Origin of the sequence: Nocardioides agri, assembly GCF_013778305.1 — a bacterium.
Taxonomy (GTDB): Bacteria; Actinomycetota; Actinomycetes; order Propionibacteriales; family Nocardioidaceae; genus Nocardioides; species Nocardioides agri.
In genome coordinates this window covers 2,137,531-2,153,495 of sequence record NZ_JACEIC010000002.1, presented here as the reverse complement: position 1 = coordinate 2,153,495, position 15,965 = coordinate 2,137,531, and the positions used below count along the sequence as shown (strand labels likewise).

15 protein-coding genes are annotated in these 15,965 nt (G+C 71.3%); 13 read left to right on the top strand and 2 right to left on the bottom strand.

What is annotated here, in order from left to right:
• Positions 1 to 2: 2 nt before the first annotated feature.
• Positions 3 to 449 carry a 50S ribosomal protein L9 gene (gene rplI / locus HZF07_RS14965; protein ID WP_157342726.1) on the top strand — a complete coding sequence of 149 codons (447 nt, stop codon included), beginning with the start codon at positions 3 to 5 and terminating at the stop codon, positions 447 to 449.
• A gap of 73 nt (positions 450 to 522) precedes the next feature.
• Here the strand turns inward: rplI and HZF07_RS14960 are convergent, their stop codons facing one another.
• Positions 523 to 1,851 carry an MATE family efflux transporter gene (locus HZF07_RS14960; protein WP_157342725.1) on the bottom strand — a complete coding sequence of 443 codons (1,329 nt, stop codon included), beginning with the start codon at positions 1,849 to 1,851 and terminating at the stop codon, positions 523 to 525.
• A 599-nt stretch (positions 1,852 to 2,450) separates the two neighbouring features.
• Here HZF07_RS14960 and dnaB point away from each other — a divergent pair.
• From dnaB to HZF07_RS14945, 3 genes are all read left to right on the top strand, one after another.
• Positions 2,451 to 3,740: a replicative DNA helicase gene (gene dnaB / locus HZF07_RS14955; protein WP_232523484.1), complete on the top strand. Its 1,290-nt coding sequence runs from the start codon at positions 2,451 to 2,453 to the stop codon at positions 3,738 to 3,740.
• Positions 3,741 to 3,939: 199 nt separating this feature from the next.
• Positions 3,940 to 4,449 (top strand): hypothetical protein, encoded by a 510-nt coding sequence (locus tag HZF07_RS14950; protein ID WP_157342723.1) that lies wholly within the window; start codon positions 3,940 to 3,942, stop codon positions 4,447 to 4,449.
• 161 nt (positions 4,450 to 4,610) lie between these two features.
• Entirely contained in the window at positions 4,611 to 5,006 is a 396-nt protein-coding gene (locus HZF07_RS14945) for a hypothetical protein (RefSeq protein ID WP_157342722.1), read from the top strand.
• Positions 5,007 to 5,262: 256 nt separating this feature from the next.
• On the opposite strand, the gene HZF07_RS14940 is transcribed toward HZF07_RS14945, so the two are convergent.
• Entirely contained in the window at positions 5,263 to 6,051 is a 789-nt protein-coding gene (locus HZF07_RS14940; protein ID WP_157342721.1) for an IclR family transcriptional regulator, read from the bottom strand.
• 202 nt (positions 6,052 to 6,253) lie between these two features.
• On the opposite strand from HZF07_RS14940, the gene kduI reads away from it, so the two are divergent.
• From kduI to HZF07_RS14895, 9 genes are all read left to right on the top strand, one after another.
• Entirely contained in the window at positions 6,254 to 7,036 is a 783-nt protein-coding gene (gene kduI, locus HZF07_RS14935) for a 5-dehydro-4-deoxy-D-glucuronate isomerase (RefSeq protein WP_309504764.1), read from the top strand.
• Entirely contained in the window at positions 7,033 to 7,788 is a 756-nt protein-coding gene (kduD, locus tag HZF07_RS14930) for a 2-dehydro-3-deoxy-D-gluconate 5-dehydrogenase KduD (protein WP_181645223.1), read from the top strand. The genes kduI and kduD overlap by 4 nt, the downstream gene beginning before the upstream one ends.
• 119 nt (positions 7,789 to 7,907) lie before the next feature.
• Positions 7,908 to 8,996 (top strand): sugar ABC transporter substrate-binding protein, encoded by a 1,089-nt coding sequence (locus HZF07_RS14925; RefSeq protein WP_157342720.1) that lies wholly within the window; start codon positions 7,908 to 7,910, stop codon positions 8,994 to 8,996.
• 2 nt (positions 8,997 to 8,998) lie between these two features.
• Positions 8,999 to 10,006, top strand: a complete 1,008-nt coding sequence (locus HZF07_RS14920; protein WP_157345353.1) for an ABC transporter permease — start codon at positions 8,999 to 9,001, stop codon at positions 10,004 to 10,006.
• Positions 10,003 to 11,565: a sugar ABC transporter ATP-binding protein gene (locus HZF07_RS14915; RefSeq protein WP_181645222.1), complete on the top strand. Its 1,563-nt coding sequence runs from the start codon at positions 10,003 to 10,005 to the stop codon at positions 11,563 to 11,565. The genes HZF07_RS14920 and HZF07_RS14915 overlap by 4 nt, the downstream gene beginning before the upstream one ends.
• The gene (locus HZF07_RS14910) at positions 11,562 to 12,557 is read left to right on the top strand and encodes an ABC transporter permease (RefSeq protein WP_181645221.1); all 996 of its coding nucleotides are present in this window, start codon (positions 11,562 to 11,564) and stop codon (positions 12,555 to 12,557) included. The genes HZF07_RS14915 and HZF07_RS14910 overlap by 4 nt, the downstream gene beginning before the upstream one ends.
• Before the next feature lie 52 nt (positions 12,558 to 12,609).
• The gene (locus HZF07_RS14905) at positions 12,610 to 14,103 is read left to right on the top strand and encodes an aldehyde dehydrogenase family protein (protein ID WP_157342719.1); all 1,494 of its coding nucleotides are present in this window, start codon (positions 12,610 to 12,612) and stop codon (positions 14,101 to 14,103) included.
• The gene (gene eda, locus HZF07_RS14900) at positions 14,103 to 14,756 is read left to right on the top strand and encodes a bifunctional 4-hydroxy-2-oxoglutarate aldolase/2-dehydro-3-deoxy-phosphogluconate aldolase (protein ID WP_157342718.1); all 654 of its coding nucleotides are present in this window, start codon (positions 14,103 to 14,105) and stop codon (positions 14,754 to 14,756) included. Before HZF07_RS14905 ends, eda begins: the two co-directional genes overlap by 1 nt.
• A complete protein-coding gene (locus HZF07_RS14895) occupies positions 14,753 to 15,850 on the top strand; it encodes a sugar kinase (RefSeq protein WP_157342716.1) in 1,098 nt (365 codons plus the stop codon). Before eda ends, HZF07_RS14895 begins: the two co-directional genes overlap by 4 nt.
• The last annotated feature ends 115 nt before the right edge of the window (positions 15,851 to 15,965 follow it).

Genomic DNA, 15,965 nt, shown 5'->3' with positions numbered 1-15,965 from the left:
ACATGAAGCTCATCCTGACCCAGGAAGTCACCGGCCTCGGCGCCCCGGGCGACGTCGTCGAGGTGAAGGACGGCTACGGCCGCAACTACCTCGTGCCGCGCGGCCTCGCGCTGCGGTGGACCCGTGGTGGCGAGAAGCAGGTCGAGTCGATCAAGGCCGCCCGCTCCTCCCGCGCGGTCCGCGACCTCGGCCACGCCGAGGAGATCAAGACCAAGCTCGAGGCCCAGCCGGTCAGCGTCAAGGTGCGCGCCGGCGCCGGCGGCCGCCTGTTCGGTGCCGTGACCGTCGGTGAGATCGCCGACGCCCTCGCGGAGACCTCGGGCGAGAAGGTCGACAAGCGCACGATCGTCGTCACCAACCCGATCAAGGGTCTCGGCAACCACGAGGTGTCGGTCAAGCTGCACGACGAGGTGTCCGCCACGGTGGCCCTCAACGTCATCCCGGCCTGACGCTTCTCCAGTGCTGCCCATCAGGGGCCGTTCCTCCTCCGGGAGGGCGGCCCCTGCTGCGTGCCCGGACCGATCAGGCGCGCGCGCCGGTCACCAGCCAGGCGTCGCCACGCGCTCGATGGAGGAGAACGGCGAGGCGGGCGCCCATGAAGAGCGCGGAGAACGCCACCCAGATCGCGACCACCCCGGCGGACGCGGCGCCCAGGGCGAGCACGACGGGAGCGTAGACGACGAAGGTGACCAGTCCGGCGCGCGCGAGGTAGCGGCCGTCGCCGGCACCGATGAGCACCCCGTCGAGCACGAACACCACCCCGGCGATCGGCTGACCGAGCGCGGCCACGAGCAGCACCGGCACCAGCAGGTCCTGCACGGCACCGTCGCCGGTGAAGAGGCTGCCGAGCCACGGGCTCGCGGCCGCGAGCAGCAGGCCGGTCATCACGCCGCTCCACGCGCCCCAGCGCACCATCCGGTCGGTGGTGCTCCGGGTGCCGCTCACGTCGCCGGCACCGAGCAGCCGGCCGGTGAGCGCCTGCGCGGCGATGGCGATGGCGTCCAGGGCGAAGGCCAGGAAGGTCCACAGCGTCATCGCGAGCTGATGGGTGGCCAGGTCGACGCCCTGCTCGCCGGCGGCGGCGCCGGACGTCACGGCGTACGTCGTCAGGAGGAGGGCGGCGCGCAGCGTGAGCGTCCGGACGACCAGGGGCACGCCGGTGCGCCATGCGGCCCGGATGCCGGGCAGGTCGGGCCGCAGCGAGGCGCGCTCGCGGCGCGCACCGCGGACCACGACCACCAGGAACGCGGCGGCGCTCGCCGCCTGCGCGAGGACCGAGCCGAGTGCCGAGCCCGCGATGCCGAGTCCCACGGGATAGACCAGCAGCAGGTTGAGCACGATGTTGAGCGCGTTGCCGCCGACCGCGACGACGAGCGGGGTCCGGGTGTCCTGCAGGCCGCGGAGCACGCCGGTGGCGGCGAGCATCACCAGCAGCGGGACGGTGCCGAGGAACGCGATCCGCAGGTAGGTCTCGGCCGCGTCGCGGACCTCCGGCACGGGGCCGAAGGCCGCGACCAGCGGCCCGGTGGCCAGCACGCCGACCACGGTGATCGCGGCCCCGAGTCCGACGGCCAGCCAGATGCCGTCGACGCCCTGGGCCAGCGCGCCCCTGAGGTCGCCCGCCCCCAGCTTGCGGGCGACGCTCGCGGTGGTGCCGTAGGCGAGGAAGACGCAGATGCCGATGAGCGTCTGCAGCACCGCCGCGGCGACGCCCAGCCCGGCCAGCGACGCGGTGCCGAGGTGCCCGACGATCGCGGCGTCGGCGAGCAGGAAGAGCGGCTCCGCGACCAGCGCGAGGAAGGCCGGCACGGCGAGCCGGAGGATCTCGCGGTCCGGGGCGCGGCTGGTCATGCGGGTCTAGTCATCGTAAGGGTCATGGACGGCCGCTCGATCCTTACCAGACTAGTCATCAACACTTGTGGACAAGCTAGGGAAAACCTGCACCCACCACGCTAAGTCGACAAACCAACAGGTGGCCGTCAGGTGACCGGCGTCTGAACCGAGTTCTCGACCGACAATTTTCCATCCACACCTGTGTGTCAGCGTTGTCGCAGGTCAGAGCGCACATTACCGGTCGGGCCGGTTTGGTCTCCACAGGGCGGTCCCCAACCTGTGCACACCTCGCGGCGTGTCGTCCACGAGGGAGCGGCGGGTTATCCCCAGGCTGCCGCGGGACCTGTGGATAGGGCACTGTCGTCGACGGCACCCGGCCCCGTACTGTCCGGGGGGTCCGGCACCGCCGGGGGTGGATGTCGGTGGTCCCGCCTAGCGTCGGGGACGCGGGTCGGAGCCGGGTAGCGAGCAGGGGGAGCGACGGGCTGATGAGCGTCACCGAGCAGGACGCACGAGGCTTTCCCGACCCGCCGTTCGAGGAGTGGGGCGACGGGCCCGCGCCGTACGCGCCGGGCGAGCGGCCGAGCACGCCGGGTGATCGCACCCCACCCCAGGACATGGCCGCCGAGCAGTCCGTGCTCGGCTCGATGCTCATCTCCAAGGACGCGATCGCCGACGTCAGCGAGGCGATCCGCGGCGTCGACTTCTACCGCCCGTCGCACGAGACGATCTTCGACGCGATCATCGACCTCTACGGCCGCGGCGAGCCGGTCGACATGGTCACGGTCGCGGCCGAGCTCCAGCGTCGCGGCGAGCTGCAGCGCATCGGCGGGGCGCCCTACCTCCACACGCTCTCGGCCAACGTGCCGATCGCCGCCAACGCCGGCTACTACGCCGAGATCGTCCGCGAGAAGGCGATCCTGCGGCGCCTGGTCGACGCCGGCACCAAGATCGTCCAGATCGGCTACGCGGGCGAGGGTCAGGTCGACGCGATCGTCGACGAGGCGCAGGCCGAGGTCTACAAGGTCACCGACAAGCGCTCGTCGGAGGACTACGCGCCGCTGAGCGACATCATGGACGGCGTCCTCGACGAGATCGAGGCGATCTCCAACCGCGAGGCCGGCATCTACGGCGTGCCCACCGGGTTCGCCGACTTCGACGACCTCACCAACGGCTTCCACGGCGGGCAGATGATCATCGTCGCCGCGCGTCCGGCGATGGGCAAGTCGACCCTGGCCCTCGACTTCTGCCGTGCGGCCTCGATCCACAACAACCTCGCCAGCGTCTTCTTCAGCCTCGAGATGACGCGCACCGAGATCACCATGCGCCTGCTCTCGGCGGAGGCGAAGGTGCCGCTCAACCACATCCGCAACGGCAACATGACCGACGACGACTGGGCCAAGCTGGCCCGCAAGATGGGCGAGGTGTCCTCGGCGCCGATGTTCATCGACGACTCGCCCAACATGACGATGATGGAGATCCGGGCCAAGGCCCGCCGGCTCCGCCAGCGCCACGACCTGCGGCTGATCGTCATCGACTACCTCCAGCTGATGACCTCGGGCAAGAAGGTCGAGTCCCGCCAGCTCGAGGTCTCGGAGTTCTCGCGGCAGATCAAGCTGCTCGCCAAGGAGCTCGAGGTCCCGGTCATCGCGCTCTCCCAGCTCAACCGTGGTCCCGAGCAGCGCGCCGACAAGCGCCCGATGGTCAGCGACCTGCGTGAGTCCGGCTCGATCGAGCAGGACGCCGACATGGTGGTGCTGCTGCACCGCGACGACGTCTACGAGAAGGAGTCGACCCGCCCCGGCGAGGCCGACCTGATCGTCGCCAAGCACCGCAACGGCCCCACCCGCGACATCACCGTCGCCTTCCAGGGCCACTACTCCCGCTTCGTCGACATGGCGCACTGACGCGGAGACGACAAGGCCGTTGGACCTCTCCGCCCGGCCGCCGGTCCCGGCACGAACACACCCGGAGGACGCGGCGCCCGCCCGAGGCCGGTGCGCTCAGGACGTGCAGGACTCCGGTCCCGGTCGGCTCGTCAGGTTCCCGCTGGAACCAGGACGCGTGCCTCATGCGCGTGGCGCTCGACCGCTCGATGGTGGCCAGATGACCATCAACCTCCGGCACACCATCGCCTGCTCGATCTCCGCCGTGCTCCTCGTCGCGTTCGCGCCGACCTTCACATCTGCGGCTCACGCGGAGATGACTCCGGAGCAGGCCAGCGTCTACTACCTCGCACACGAGTGCAGGAACAGCCTTGCCCTCTACCTCTTCGTCCACGACATGACGCGGCATGGCTCCATCCGGTTCGCGGACGTCGAGAAGCGGTTCCCCCGGTTCAAGCGGGAGGCGAGGAAGCTGGGAGCCGCCCAGACCCGTTTCGCCACCAGGCTGCTCGGCCCACCGGACGTCTGGCCCGCGCAGGTCGCGAGCTCGGTGCAGGCCGTCGCCGACGCCGGGTTCAAGAGCGGACGATTCCTCGCCCACGCCGCCCAGGCGCCGACCCCCCGCAGCTGGTGGCGGACGTTCTGGAAGGCCAACGGCCAGATCACGAAGGTCGAGAAGGGGAAGGCAGAGATCCGCGTCCTCCTGAACCTGTCGCCCACCGAGTGCTGACCTGGCCGCCGTCAAGCGCGCTTGCCCGGCATGGGGACGGACCTCGTGGACTCGAGCAGCACTGGCACCGCCGTGCGACCTCGGCGCGTCGGTCCGGTTCGAACGGCTATCGTCGAGGTCGGTGACCGAGGCGCAGGCCGCAGGTCGAGGAGGAGTGCGTCATGGCGCCGATGGACACGGACGTCGCCCGCAAGAGCTGCTCGTTCTGCGGCAGGGCCGGCAAGCGAGGCATCAAGTTCGGCGGCGGGTACGGCGCGATGATCTGCGAGGACTGCGTCGAGCACTACCACGAGGTCTTCCACTCGGCCGCCAAGAGTCGCGCCGCGGCGCGACCGCCCTGGGAGTCGATGACCGACGCGGAGCTGCTCGCGGTCCTGCCGCATATCTCACGGACCGCCGACCAGGTCTCCGAGTTCCTGGTCGAGTGGGTCGAGATGGCCCGAGCGCGGTCGCTGTCGTGGGCGGAGATCGGCAAGGCGCTGGGGGTGTCGCGGCAGGCCGCCTGGGAGCGTTTCGCGCAGCGGGTCGAGGGGCGCACGCGAACCAGCCCGGCCTGAGTCGGCGCACCGCCCGGGGCCACGGGGCTTCTGGACGACCCCGAACCCGGTGCGCCCGCCGAGGACGGTGCGCGCCGGGTCGAGATCGCCCACGACCGCGGTCCTGCCGTCACACGTGACCCGTCCCCCGCGCGGGTCACGCGCTGCTGGCCGGGGGCCCGCCCTCGTGACTGTCAGGGCGAGCATGACACGTGCCAAGGGGATCTTGACCAGACTCGCGAGAATCCTCGGTGCTGCCAACCCGGGTGCGCCAGCGTCAGCGCACCATGCTGTTGCTGTGCTCCAGCGACAGCCGGGAGCGGATGCTCAGCAGCGTCTCGACGATCAGCTCCTCGCGGCCGCCGCCGAGGCGGGTCATCGGGACGGCGACGCTGATGCCGTCGACCGCCGGGCGCGAGAACGGGAGCGCGATGCCGAAGCAGCGCACGCCGATGCAGGACTCGTCGCTCTCGGCGGCGTACCCCACGGTGGCGGCGGTGTCGATGACCTGCAGGACCTCGTCGCGGTCGGTGAGCGTCCGGGTGGTGATGGGGTCGATGTGGTGCGGCACGAGCGCCTCGCGCACCTCGACGGGGTGCTCGGCGAGGATCGCGCGGCCGAGCGCCGTGGAGTACGCCGGCAGCCGCCTGCCGACGGGTGAGTGCATGCGCAGGGGGTGCACGGACTCGCGCTTGGCGGTGTAGATGACGTCGGCGCCGGTGAGTCGGCCGAGGTTGACGGTCTCCTCGGTGGCGGCGGAGATCTCGTCCATGATCCCGGCGGTGCGGGAGAGGACCGAGTCGCCGGCGAGGTACGCCGAGCTCACGACCAGCGCGCGGATGCCGAGCTGGTAGACGCTGCCGGTCGGGTCGGTCTGCAGCCAGCCGCGGTCGGTCATCGTGCGCAGCAGCGCGTGCAGGCTGCTCTTCGGGATGCCCAGTCGGGTCGAGAGCTGCAGCTGGGTGCCCGGGCCGTTCGCGGCGATCTCGTCGAGCAGGTCGAGCGCGCGGGCGGCCGACTTGACCGGCCCCGCGGCGGGAGCGGTCGGCGTCTTCTCGAGCTGCATGCGGCGTCCTCCTGGTCGACCGCGCGTCGGTGCGCGGTCCGGCTGGTCTGATCCTAGCCCACGTTCACATACATGGACGCACTTCTGCCTATTGACCAGTGACGGTGGTCACGTATACATTCCGGGTTCACATTCACGAACTTAGTTCACAACATGAGGAGCCCGTGTGATCCAGGTCCGGTATTCGACTTCTCCGTCGAGCGTGGAGACCGCCCACGCCGCGGACCTGCGCGACCACTTCCTCGTGCCCGGCCTGTTCGAGACCGGCGAGGTGCACGCGACCTACACCCACGACGACCGCCTGGTCGTCGGTGGCGCGGTGCCCGGCAGCGGCCAGCTCGAGCTGCCGGCCTGGACCGACGTCCTCGGCGTCGAGTCCCACCTCGAGCGCCGCGAGCTCGGCGTCATCAACGTCGGGGAGTCCGGCCACGTCCTCGTCGACGGCGAGAAGTTCGAGCTCGCCCACCTCGACGGTCTCTACGTCGGGCGCGGCAGCGAGGTCTCGTTCGCCGGCGCCGACGCGGCCTTCTACTTCGTCTCCGCCCCGGCGCACGCCACCCACCCGGCGGTCGCCCTCAACCACGCCGAGGTCGAGCCGGTCGCGATCGGCAGCGCCCAGAGCGCCAGTGAGCGGCACCTCTACAAGTACGCGTGGGGCGAGGACCTGGCGACCGCGAACCTGCAGTTCGGGGTGACCGTCATCTCCCGCGGGTCGGTCTGGAACACGATGCCGCCGCACCTGCACGCGCGGCGCACCGAGGTCTACCTCTACGTCGACCTCGACGAGGACGACCGCGTCTTCCACTTCCTCGGCCAGCCCGGCGCGACCCGGCACCTGGTCGTCGGCAACCGGGAGGCCGTCATCTCGCCGCCGTGGTCGGTCCATGCCGGCGCCGGCACCGGCTCCTACGCCTTCATCTGGGCGATGGCCGGCGAGAACAACGCGTACACCGACCTCTTCCCCGTCTCCCTGGAGGAGCTGTGAGCACCCCGTTCGACCTCACCGGCAAGCGCGCCGTCGTCACGGGTGCGGGTCGCGGCCTCGGCCAGGGCGTGGCCCTCGGCCTCGCTGAGGCGGGCGCCGACCTCGTGCTCGTCGGCCTCCCCGACAGTCAGACCGAGACCGAGAAGCTGGTCCGCGACCTCGGCCGCGACGTGGACGTCGTCGACCTCGACGTCAGCGACCACGCGGCCGTGGCGGCCGTCGGCGCCCGGATCTCCGCGGCGCACCGGGTCGACATCCTGGTCAACAACGCCGGCATCATCGACCGTCACGACACGGTCGACGTCACCGACGACTCCTGGAACACCGTCCTCGACATCAACCTGTCCGGCCTGTTCTTCCTCACCCAGGCGATCGGCCGCCCGATGGTCGAGCGCGGCAGCGGCAAGATCGTGAGCATCGCCAGCCTGCTCGCCTTCCAGGGCGGGATCCGGGTCATCTCCTACACCGCGAGCAAGCACGGCGTCGCCGGCATCACCAAGGCGCTCGCCAACGAGTGGGGCCCGCTCGGCGTCCAGGTCAATGCGATCGCGCCGGGATACATGGCCACCGACAACACGACGGCACTGCGCGAGGACCCCGATCGGGCTCGGGCGATCCTCGAGCGGATCCCGGCCGGACGCTGGGGCACCCCGGCCGACATCGCCGGCGCGGCCGTCTTCCTCAGCTCCGCCGCCGCGGACTACGTCAACGGCCACGTGCTGGTCGTGGACGGGGGCTGGATGGCGCGCTGATCCCCCCGGGGGCTCGCCTCCCCCGCCCGCTCCGCACGTCTCCGCCGCACCAGCGGCACCGCACCACCTCTCGGGTCCACCACCGCCGGAGACTCTGGCACCTACAGAAGAGGATGACGATGATCGTCAAGTCACGTTCCGCCGTTGCCCTGCTCAGCCTCTCGCTGGCGGCACTCGCCTTCACGGGCTGCAGCGAGGAGTCGAACGCCGAGAGCGGCAACGACTCGCCCGCGGCCGCTGGCGCCTGCGACCCCGCCGACGTCAAGCTGGTCGGCCAGGTCCGCAACGAGTCCAACCCCTACGAGGCCGCGTGGCTCGAGGGCGGCGACGCCTTCGCCGAGTCGGTCGGCCTGTCCCAGGAGCGGCTCACCTACGACGGTGACTCGACCAAGCAGCAGGAGCAGATCAGCCAGCTCCTCGCGGGCGACACCGAGTGCCTGGTCATGAACATCCTGCCCAACGGCGACTCCGACACCCCGCCGATCGTCGAGCAGGCCCAAGAGGCGGGCGCCTTCCTGGTGACCCAGTGGAACAAGCCGGCCGACCTCGAGGTCACCGACTACAGCCAGTGGCTGAGCCACATCACCTATGACGGCGTCACGTCGGGCCAGCAGATCGGTGACGCGCTCGCCGACGCGATCGGCGGCTCGGGCGGCATCATCGCGCTCCAGGGCATCCTCGACACCGGTGCCGCCAAGGACCGGTTCGCCGGCCTGGAGGCCTCGCTCGCCGAGCACCCGGACGTGAAGCTGCTCGACCAGCAGACGGCGAACTTCTCCCGCGCCGAGGCGCTCGAGGTGACCAAGACGCTGCTGACCAAGCACGGCGACGACATCAAGGGCATCTGGGCCGCCAACGACGACATGGCCCTCGGCGCGCTCGAGGCCCTCAAGGCCGCGGGCAAGGAGGGCCAGGTCGCGGTCGTCGGCATCGACGCCGTGCCCGACGCGCTCACCGCGATCGAGGACGGCGCCATGACCGCCACCGTCTCCAGCGACGGCCCGTGGCAGGGCGGCATCGGCCTGGCGATCGGCTACTGCGTGGCCACCGGTGAGCTCTCGGTCGACGACATCGCCGACCGCGCCTGGTTCGCCGAGCAGTTCCTGATCCAGCAGGACAACGTCGCGGACTTCACGTCCCCGACGGTCGACGCGTCCGAGTACGAGTGCGACAACGTCTTCAGCCGGTCGCAGGGTCCGATCTCGTGACCATGACATCCCCTGCCGAGGACGTCGAGGTCGTCGCGGCGCGCCCCCGTCCTCGGCGGGGGGTGTCCCTCCGCGACGCGGGTCCGCCGATCGCGCTCGTCGTCGTCTTCCTCGTGTTCTCCGTCCTGAGCTCGGAGTTCCGCACGCTGGGCAACGTCCAGAACATCATGGACACCGCCTCGGTCCTCGCGGTCGTCACGTGCGGCATCACGTTCGTGCTCCTCATGGGGTCCATCGACCTCTCCGCCCCCGGCATCATGGGCGCCTCCGCCATCGCGGTCGCGCTGCTGGTCGCCAACAACCGCAACGACAACGACCTCGGCCTGGCCGGCGTCCTGATGGCGGTCCTGCTGGCCGCGGTCCTCGGGTGCGTGAGCGGGCTGGCGCTGGTGCTGCTGAAGGTGCCGTCGTTCATGACCACCCTCGGCGTCTGCGCCATCGGCCTCGGTGTCGCGACGCTGATGTTCGGCGGCGTGCAGCCCAACATCTCCGACGCGACGCTGGCCAGCCTCGCGGTCGACCGGCTGCTCGGGTTCTCCTACCTGACCTGGCTCGCCGCGGCCTGCGTGCTCGTCGGCTACCTGGTGCAGCGCTACTCGCGGCTCGGCCGCTACGCCTACGCGATCGGCGGCGCCGAGGAGGTCCTGTCGCTCTCGGGTGTGAAGGTGGCGCCGTACAAGGTCGCGGTCTTCACCCTCGCCGGCGCCTTCTACGGACTCGCCGGCGTGATGGTGACCAGCCAGCTCAGCGCGGGCCTCGTGCAGGCCGGCAAGGGCTACGACTTCGCCGCGATCACCGCGGCGGTCGTCGGCGGCACCCTCCTCACCGGTGGGCGCGGAGGCGTCCTCCACTCCACCGTCGGGGTCCTGCTGGTCACGGTCCTCACCAACGGGCTCGTGCAGATCGGCGTCAGCCCCTACTGGCAGGGCGGCGTCCAGGGCCTGATCGTCGTCGCGGCGGTCGCCGCGGCCGTCCTCCCGCAGCGTCGAAGGAACCAGGTGGTCAAGTGAGCGTCAACGTCGAGCCGGCTCCCTCCCCGACCCCGCCGGCAGCGGTGCCGGCGCTGGAGGTGCGCGGGCTGGTCAAGCACTACCCCGGCGTGAAGGCGCTCGACGGCGTGGACCTCGTGGTCCGCCCGCACGAGGTGCTCGGCCTGGCGGGCGAGAACGGCGCCGGCAAGTCCACGCTGCTCAAGGCGCTGGTCGGCCTGGTCCGGCCGGACGCCGGGGAGATCTGGGTGCGCGGTGAGAAGGTGCGGCTCAAGAGCGTCGTCGACGCCGCCGACCACGGCATCGGGATGGTCTTCCAGGAGCAGTCGCTGGTGCCCAACCTGACCGCCGCGGAGAACATCGTGCTCGGCGCCGAAGGCGCCGGGGTCCGCCGGGGCGTCTACCGCTGGGACACGATGCGCCGGCTCGCGCAGGCGCAGCTCGACAAGATCGGCTCGCACATCGACCCGCTGGCGCGCACAGACACGCTCAGCTTCGCCGACCGGCAGATGGTCGAGATCGCGAAGGTCCTGCGGATCGAGGAGCGCACCTCGCACCCGCCGGTGATCATCCTCGACGAGCCCACCTCGGTGCTGGAGTCGAAGGAGATCGAGACCCTCTTCACCCAGGTACGCCGGCTGCGCGAGTTCGCCTCCGTGATCTTCGTGTCGCACCGCCTCGACGAGGTGCTCGACGTGTGCGACCGGGTCACCGTGCTGCGCGGCGGGCAGTCCGTCGGCGACGTGCCGACGGCGGGCGCCGCCCCGGCCGAGCTGCACCGGATGATGATCGGCTCGACCGGCAACGACGACCACTACCACGACACCGCGATCGAGCGCCCCGAGCAGGAGGGGGAGCCGCTCCTCAGCGTCCGTGGCCTGGCCGGCAAGACGTTCCGCGACGTGAGCTTCGACGTTCGGCCCGGTGAGATCCTCGGCATCGTCGGCGTGCACGGCTCCGGCCGCGAGGACGTCTGCCGCGCGCTGTTCGGCGCCGAGCCGACCACGGCCGGCGAGGCGCTGCTCGCCGGGAAGAAGCTCGACCTCTCCGACACCCGCGCCGCCTGCGCCGCCGGCGTCGGCTACGTGCCGGCCGAGCGCAAGATCGAGGGCATGGTCGGGCCGATGTCGGTCGCGGACAACATGACGCTCGCCAAGCAGAAGTCCCGGTGCGTCGGGCCGCTGGTGTCGCCGCGCAAGCAGGCCACGCTCGTGGACCGGTGGATCGACCGGCTGTCGATCCGCACCCCGCAGCGCAGCACCGCGATCCAGCGGCTCTCGGGCGGCAACCAGCAGAAGGTGGTGCTGGCCCGCTGGCTGGTGGCCGACGACGTACGCCTGCTGCTGCTCGACCACCCCACCCGCGGCCTCGACGTCGGCGCCCGGTCGGAGGTCTACCGGCTGATGCGCGAGCTCGCCAACAACGGCGTCGCCACGGTCCTCCTGGCCGACAGCCTCGAGGAGGCGATCGGCATGGCCGACCGCATCGTCGTGATGAGCGACGGCCGGATCACCGCCGAGGTCGGCTGTCCGTCGGGCAACAAGCCGACCCCGCTCGACCTCGTCAAGGAGATGGTGTGAGCACCCCAGTCCTGGCCAAGCCCGCCGCCGACACTGGCGCGGTGAAGGGTGGGCCGTCGCTGTCGCAGCGGCTCACGCTCTTCATGCCGCTGATCGCGCTGGTCGCGCTCCTCGCCGCGCTGACGATCGCCGACCCGGAGTTCCTGACCCAGCGGAGCCTCACGGCGGCGGTGCGGACCTCGGCGCCGCTGGTCGTCCTCGCCACCGGCGCGACGCTCGTGGTGCTCTGCGGCGGCATCGACCTGTCGATCGCGGCGCTCGCGTCGCTGTCGTCGGTGCTCTTCGCCCTGTGGTTGCCCGACCTCGGCGGCCTGACGACGCCTGCCGTCATTGCGGTCGCCGGTGCGATCGGCGCCGTGCAGGGCATCGCCCACGTGGTGCTCCGCATCCCGTCCTTCATCGTGACGCTCGGCGGCATGAGCATCTTCTCGGCGGTCGCGCTCGTCATCTCCGACGCCGGGCCCGTGCGGGTCACCGACCGCGACGCCACCAAGTGGCTCACGCTGTACGTCGGCGGCTACGTGCCGATGGCCTTCGCGGTCGCCGTCCTCGTGGTCGCCGCGATCTGGCTGGCCCTCAAGCTCACGCCGCTGCAGAGCTACCTGACCTCGACCGGCTACTCCGAGGCGTCCGCCCGGCTCGCCGGCGCACCGGTCGACCTCGTCAAGGTGCTGGCGTTCACGGTCTCGGGCGCCTGCGCCGGACTGGCCTCGATCATGCTGGTCTCGCGGAACTTCAGCGGCAGCCCGACGATGGCCGACAACCTGCTGCTCCCCGCCGTCGCCGCGATCGTCGTCGGCGGCACCGCGATCACCGGCGGCCACGGCAGCCTGTGGCGCTCGCTCGTCGGCGCGCTCGTCATCACGCTGCTGCGCGTCGGCCTGCCGATCGTCGGCGTGCCGTCGGCGTACGAGCAGATCCTCTATGGCGCGATCATCGTGGTGGCGGTCGCGCTCACGCTGGACCGATCGAAGGTGTTGATCATCAAGTAGCCCACGCTCCCGACGTACCCCGACGAACCACGCTCCCCCTGGAAGGCACCCCATGTCGCACGACCGCTCCGCTCTCCTCCCCGCCGTCCGCTCGTTCCTTTCCACGCCGAAGCAGCTGCTGATCGACGGCGAGTGGGTCGACGCCAAGGACGGGCGCACCTTCGCCACCATCGACCCCTCGACCGAGGAGGTCCTCGTCCAGGTCGCGCAGGCCTCCGCCGTCGACGCCGACCGCGCCGTGGTGGCCGCCCGCAACGCCTTCGAGTCACCCTCGCCGTGGTCGCGGATGACCCCGCGCGAGCGCTCGCACCTGCTGTGGCGCATCGGCGACATGATCGACGAGCGCGCCGAGGAGTTCGCCCAACTCGAGTCCCTCGACAACGGCAAGAGCCTCGCATCGGCCCGCGGCGACGTCGGCGTGGCCGCCGAGCTCTTCCGCTACTTCGCCGGATGGGCCACCAAGATGGAGGGCACCACGATCCCGATGTCGGTGCCGGGTCGCGACTTTCACGCCTACACCCGGCGCGAGGCGATCGGCGTCGTCGCGGGCATCGTCCCCTGGAACTTCCCGCTCACGATGGCGGCCTTCAAGGTCATCCCGGCGATCACCGCCGGCAACACCGTCGTGCTGAAGCCCGCCGAGCAGACCCCGCTCACCGCGCTGCGGCTCGGGGAGCTGCTCCTCGAGGCCGGCGTCCCCGCCGGCGTCGTCAACGTGCTGCCCGGCTTCGGCGACGCGGGCGCCGCCCTGGTCGACCACCCGGGCGTCGACAAGGTCGCGTTCACCGGCAGCACCGAGGTCGGCAAGAAGATCGCGGCCGGCGCCTCGAAGAACCTCAAGAAGGTCTCGCTCGAGCTCGGCGGCAAGGCGCCCAACATCATCTTCGCCGACGCCGACCTCGAGGCCGCGATCGCCGGCGCCGCGCTCGCGGGCTACTTCAACGAGGGCCAGTGCTGCGTCAACGGCTCGCGCCTCTACGTGCAGCGCGCGGTGTTCGACGAGGTCATCGAGGGCGTCGCCGCCGCGGCCCGCGCGATCAAGGTCGGCGACGGCTTCGACCCCGCGACGACCATGGGCCCGCTCGTCTCGCAGGAGCAGCACGAGAAGGTCATGGGCTACGTGCGCGGCGCGGTCGCCGACGGCGCCACGATCAACGCGGGCAGCCCGGACCCGGCCGCCGACCGCGGCTACTTCTGCTCGCCGACGCTGATCACCGGCGTCACCGAGACGATGGCGGTGCAGACCGACGAGATCTTCGGCCCGGTCGTCACCGCGATCCCCTTCGACACCGAGGAGGAGGTCGTCGCGGCCGCCAACAACACCGTCTACGGCCTGGCTGCGGGCGTGTGGTCCAAGGACATCGGTACGGCGCACCGCGTCGGCTCGAAGCTGCGGGCCGGCACGGTGTGGCTCAACACCTGGCACGCCGACGACGTCACGCTCCCGCGCGGTGGCTTCAAGCAGTCGGGCTGGGGCCGCGAGCTCGGGTCGTTCGGCCTGGACGACTACACCGAGCTCAAGACCGTCATCGCCGAGCTCCGCTGATGGGGGTCGAGGTGCTCGACGGCCACCGGGTCGTCCCGGTGGTCGTCCTGGACGACGCGGCCCGCGCCGACGACCTCGGTGCCGCCCTGGTCGCCGGCGGGCTGCCGGTCGCCGAGGTCACGTTCCGCACGCCGGAGGCCGCCTCCGTGCTCGGCCGGCTCGCCGAGCGCGGCGACCTCGTGGTCGGCGCCGGCACGGTGATCACGGCCGAGCAGGTCGACCGCGCGCACGACGCGGGTGCGCGCTTCGTCGTGTCGCCGGGGCTGAGCGCGGACGTCGTACGACGCTGCCAGGCGCTCGACCTCCCGGTGTTCCCCGGCGTCAGCACGGCCACCGAGATCATCGCGGCCCTCGACCTCGGGCTCGAGACCGTGAAGCTCTTCCCGGCGGAGGCGTGCGGCGGGCTCCCCACCGTGAAGGCGCTGTCGGCGGCCTTCCCGCAGGTCCGGTTCATGCCGACCGGCGGCATCACCGCGGCCAGTGCCCCCGCCTACCTGGCCCATCCCGCGGTCGTCGCCGTCGGCGGCAGTTGGATGGTCGCCCCCGACCTGCTCGCAGCGGGGGACTGGGACGAGGTCTCCCGCCGCTGCGCCGATCTCCACGCCGACCTCCACGCCGACCTCCACGCCGACCTGCAAGGAGCGCCCGCATGATCGAGACCCGTCCGGCCGACGAGTGCGAGCTCGACATCGTCGCGCTCGGCGAGGTGATGCTGCGCCTCGACCCCGGTGAGGGCCGGGTGCGCACCGCGCGCCGGTTCGAGGCCTGGGAGGGCGGCGGCGAGTACAACGTCGCCCGCGGCATGCGCAAGGTCTTCGGCCTGCGTGCGGGCGTCGTCACCGCGCTCGCCGACAACGAGATCGGCCGACTGGTCGAGAACCTCGTCATGCAGGGCGGCGTCGACACCTCGCTGATCCAGTGGGAGAAGTACGACGGGATCGGCCGCACGGTGCGCAACGGGCTGAACTTCACCGAGCGCGGCTTCGGGGTGCGCGGCGCGGTCGGCGTGTCCGACCGGGCCAACACCGCGATCAGTCAGCTCGCGCCCGGCACGGTCGACTGGGACGACCTGTTCGGCCGACGCGGTGTGCGCTGGCTGCACACCGGCGGCATCTTCGCCGCGCTGTCGGAGAGCACCGCAGCGGTCGCCGAGGAGGCGATGGCCGCCGCGCAGCGGCACGGCACCGTCGTGTCCTTCGACCTCAACTACCGGCCCAGCCTGTGGGCGGGGATCGGCGGCACCGACTTCGCCCGCGACGTGAACACCCGGCTGGCGAGCCACGTCGACGTGATGATCGGCAACGAGGAGGACTTCACCGCCGCGCTCGGCTTCGAGGTCGCCCACGTCGACGAGCACCTCAGCACGCTGCCCATGGACAGCTTCGAGGCGATGGTCGGCACGGTCGCCGAGAAGATGCCGTGGTTCAAGGTCATCGCCACGACGCTGCGCACGGTGCACACCGCCAGCGACAACGACTGGCAGGCGATCGCCTGGTCGCCGGAGACCGGGGTGCTGGCCTCCACGCCCCGCGACCACCTCGCGATCTACGACCGGGTCGGCGGCGGCGACGGCTTCGCGTCCGGCCTGGTCTACGGCCTGCTCCAGGGCGAGGACCTGCAGCAGGCCCTCGAGTTGGGCGCTGCCCACGGCGCCCTGGCGATGACGACGCCCGGGGACACCTCGATGGCATCTCGGGAGGAGGTCTACGCGCTCGCCGCCGGTGGCAGCGCGCGCGTTCGTCGGTAGACCGCACGTCACCACGGCGACGGCGGGCCCACGCGGCGCGCCGGTCGTCTGGCCTCGCCATGCCCTGGTGAGGCGTCGCTGATGCATCTCGACAACCAGAGAGTCCACCCGAGAC

Excerpts from the sequence above, each read along its gene's own strand:
- rplI (WP_157342726.1), top strand. The coding sequence starts at position 3 with ATGAAGCTCATCCTGACCCAGGAAGTCACCGGCCTCGGCGCCCCGGGC.
- HZF07_RS14960 (WP_157342725.1), bottom strand. The coding sequence starts at position 1,851 with ATGACCAGCCGCGCCCCGGACCGCGAGATCCTCCGGCTCGCCGTGCCG.
- dnaB (WP_232523484.1), top strand. The coding sequence starts at position 2,451 with ATGGCCGCCGAGCAGTCCGTGCTCGGCTCGATGCTCATCTCCAAGGAC.
- HZF07_RS14950 (WP_157342723.1), top strand. The coding sequence starts at position 3,940 with ATGACCATCAACCTCCGGCACACCATCGCCTGCTCGATCTCCGCCGTG.
- HZF07_RS14945 (WP_157342722.1), top strand. The coding sequence starts at position 4,611 with ATGGCGCCGATGGACACGGACGTCGCCCGCAAGAGCTGCTCGTTCTGC.
- HZF07_RS14940 (WP_157342721.1), bottom strand. The coding sequence starts at position 6,051 with ATGCAGCTCGAGAAGACGCCGACCGCTCCCGCCGCGGGGCCGGTCAAG.
- HZF07_RS14925 (WP_157342720.1), top strand. The coding sequence starts at position 7,908 with ATGATCGTCAAGTCACGTTCCGCCGTTGCCCTGCTCAGCCTCTCGCTG.
- HZF07_RS14920 (WP_157345353.1), top strand. The coding sequence starts at position 8,999 with ATGACATCCCCTGCCGAGGACGTCGAGGTCGTCGCGGCGCGCCCCCGT.
- HZF07_RS14905 (WP_157342719.1), top strand. The coding sequence starts at position 12,610 with ATGTCGCACGACCGCTCCGCTCTCCTCCCCGCCGTCCGCTCGTTCCTT.
- eda (WP_157342718.1), top strand. The coding sequence starts at position 14,103 with ATGGGGGTCGAGGTGCTCGACGGCCACCGGGTCGTCCCGGTGGTCGTC.
- HZF07_RS14895 (WP_157342716.1), top strand. The coding sequence starts at position 14,753 with ATGATCGAGACCCGTCCGGCCGACGAGTGCGAGCTCGACATCGTCGCG.